At 51.0% G+C, this 3641-nt stretch carries 1 protein-coding gene; it reads right to left on the reverse strand.

Going from position 1 to position 3641, the window contains the following annotated elements:
• Nucleotides 1-344 precede the first annotated feature (344 nt).
• Nucleotides 345-2933 (reverse strand): M14 family metallopeptidase, encoded by a 2589-nt coding sequence (locus OB13_RS18230; protein ID WP_461491613.1) that lies wholly within the window; start codon nt 2931-2933, stop codon nt 345-347.
• Between the last annotated feature and the right edge of the window lie 708 nt (nt 2934-3641).

Consider the following 3641-nt stretch of genomic DNA (forward strand, 5'->3'; position numbering starts at 1 on the left):
CTCGCTGAACGCTCGAACAGTGGAGCGCCGAAAAGTGCACCTGGCTGAAGCCGTTGCTTTGTAGCTTCTGTTGTAAGTATGCCTTGCTATACCTATCCGCTATACCTGCTCGTGCAGAAATTCTCCCCTTGAGGGGAGCCAGAGGGGTGTTGACAGTAGCTATGAAACAAGAAGTGTCGAACTGTAATAGCAGGCTCCCCTCCTGGGGGTAGGGGCCCTCGATAAAGACAAGGAAGGGCAGGGGTGGTTGGACCCCGTAAAGCAGATTCGTTCACATCTGGCCTATCATGCAACAAAAAATGCCGGTGCTCATGCACCGGCATTTTTTCAGAAGTTCCTATACATTAATCGTGCGCCTCTTCCTCAGCGCGGGCAGAGTTGCCGCTGATGATCTGGCCAAAGAAGATACTGTTGAGGAACAACTTGTTGGTGCCGTACCAGAAGGCGCGGAAATTCGGGTTATCCGTCATGGCGATCACCTTGCCGCTGCCTAGGGCAGAGATATTGATGGCCACGCTGTTGCCGAGTTGCTTCAGGTTTGGCTTCGAGATGTAACCGCTCAGCAGGGGTTTGGCAGTATACACCAACGGATTGGCATACGGACTGCTGGAAGGCTCCATGAACAACGTATTGTCCCGGAAAACTGGCAGCTTGCTGTTGTAGTAGCCGTAGCCAAGCGGGTGCGTCAGGTCGATGTCTGTCTCGAAGATCGCACCGCCGATTACCTGCGCGCCGTTTGTATTGCTCATCAGGGCGTATGGCTTCCGGCTTTGCTCACTCTCTTCACCCTTCTTGAAGCTGAAGTTACCGATCTTGTTGCCTGCCAGCCATCGGGTGGCATTGCCCATGGCGATCAGTGTGCCGCCCTGCTGGATCCAGATACGGAGCCTGTTCTTGCCATTTTCAGTGATCGTATTGTAGGAGCCATCTGCCATCACCAGCACATTGTAGCGGCTCAGGTCGATGTTGTTGACAGATGCTGCATTAACCAGGCTGGTGTTGATGTTGAAGCGGTTGTCGAGCAGGTGCCAGGCTTCGCCGGCATCATTGCTGTTCACGCCATCGCCGATCAGCATGGCTATTTTAGGCTGGTTCAGGTTGTAAATCCCCGGGCTGCCCAGGTTAATGCCGCTTGTAAAACCTGTGTTCATGGCATACACCGTAATGCCGTTATCCTGCGCTACCTGCGCCATCAGTTGCTGAATCTGCTCCGGGTTGAGCGACTGACCTGCTACCGGGATCAGGATGGTGCCATAGTCGAACTGCTTGCCTTCGGCTCCGGTAAACTTTTCGGAGGCTACCCGGGCCTGGAGGCCTTTGCCGAGGATGGTGTTCAGAGCACGCGGCGCGTAGTAGCCGTGCCACTCAAAGGCATACGCATAGGCACTGTTGCCGCCTACCAACTGCCCTTTCGGGAAGTCCACCGTTTCAAGTTTCTGACCCAGCAGGCTGCCTTTAAAGTTTTTGGAAGTCAGGTTGGCGTGTTCCAGGTTGAAAGCCAGCGGAAGCGTCCAGGCAGATACGTCGTAGAAGAGGCTGTCCTGAAACGAAGTGCGGCGCTCAAACATACCTTCGATCAGCTTATACTGCGGCTGGTTGGTCGGCACGATGTAGCTGTTCTCGGGGGTATAGGTCACTTTGTTCACCGTGAAGTTTTCCTTCGGACGGTAAATGTCGATCTGGTGCTGCTTGATGATCTCCGCCAGGTGGTAAGCACGGGCTTTATCTTTGTCAGATCCGAACACATAGGCACTTACCGGGGCTTTTTTCGCTTCTTTGATAGATTCCTTGTAGAAATCACGCTGATGAGCCAGCAGTTCCTCGCGCATGTTCTGCACGGCCTCCAGTGTGGAGAGGGTCGTTGTAAACTGGTTGCGGATGGTGAAAGGGAAGGAGAGGACGCCATTCACGCTTTCCTGTGCATGCCCCCGAGAGCTGGCCTGTTCGAAAAGGATGCCGATAGCTCCGTTCACATCCGGATAGGTAGAGCCTTTGCCGTAGTAGAAATCGTCAAAGCTCTCTTCGGTATAGTAGAAGGACCCGATTTTGTCCAGCGCTTTGGCATGAAAACCGGCTATTTTTTTGGTCAGGTCATAATTCTTGGCAGGCGTGAGCGGGTGGTTGCGGCTCGGTATACCGGGCTGGAAAAAGAAGGTAGAGTTGGTGCCCATCTCGTGGTGATCCGTCAGCACGTTTGGCTTCCACTCATGGAACTTGGCCAACCGGCCTCTCGATTCCGGATGTTGCAGCGGTAGCCAGTCACGGTTCAGGTCAAACCAGTAGTGGTTGCTGCGGCCGCGTGGCCAGGCCTCAGCGAACTCTTCGCTGTTCGGGTCCGTCACCAGGTTCTTGCCACGGTGCGTATTCACCCAGCTGGCAAAGCGGTTCAGGCCGTCCGGGTTGATGGAAGGGTCTATCAGGATAATTGTTTCGCTTAAAAGTTTTTCGATATCAGGACCCTGGGCCGCAGCCAAGTGGTAAATGGACAGCAGCGATGCATTGCTGCCGCTGGGCTCATTGCCGTGTACACTGAAACCCATCCATACCACACCCGGCATCTTTTTGGTATCCAGATTGCCCGATGCGCCTGGGTCTGTCAGCTTCTTATGCTGCTCCTTGATGCTTTGGATGTTCTTGTGGTTTTCAGGCGTAGTGACGGTGAGCAGGTATAGCGGGCGGTTTTCATGGGTCCGGCCATACTCTTCGATCGAGATGCGATCCGAAACCTGCGCCATCTGGCGCACATACATGACCAACTGATCGTGGCTCACGTGCCATTCGCCTACCTGGTAGCCCAGTATATCCTTCGGCGTAGGAATTTCTTTGTTGTAAGTCACATCCTTGGGCAGGTAATAGGATAGGTCTGCCTGCGCTGTGGCCCACTGGCTGATAAATACCAGTGCCGCTACAGCGAGTGCATAAAATTTTTTCATCAGAGCTTTGGTTTTAAGGGTGATAAGTAAGATAGCTTAGTAATGCAAGTTGGTCTTTTGCTCGGCTTTTTCCAAATGCAGGTATAGGTTGAATATAAAAGGCTGTTTTTCGGGGATAACCTCTTCAGGTAAAGACCTTGCCGGAGGGCAAATGCTGCTATTTTAACAATAGCCTTGATGCTTTTTTAAGTGCTCTCACAGACAACTGAGGCGGATTCTTTTGGGTGGAAATAAGTCTTGTGAAAGGCATACTTCATTCAGGCTGAAATAGAGGACCGATGGGTGTGGATACTACTATGTTCGCACTCTAAGCGGCAGATACATGTCCAAAGCACAAACCTGAAGCCCGGTTTGCGCGCCAAATGATTTGTCATTCACAATACGGTAACAGCAGGTATGCGCATGCGGAGGATGAAGGAGTAAAGACGCATGCTTCGAAGGAGTCCCTATGTCTTGTCTTCCGCTTTCCAAGCATTAGCCAGGTTTATTTTTAAGTCATCCTGTCATTTTTTTAGAAGATAACGACCCCTTTTCTTTAAAAAGTCAGGATAAAATTCAGTACAATTTCAAAGTTTAAATAAATAGCTAAAATGTTGAAATAAACCAATTTTGCGAGTATATAACATTATATAGAGATCTTCAGGCAGTTACACGTGATCATTTAAGTGCAAACTATTTAAACAGAAGCAATATTTTATGTAACGTATT

Source organism: Pontibacter sp. HJ8 (genome assembly GCF_054824225.1).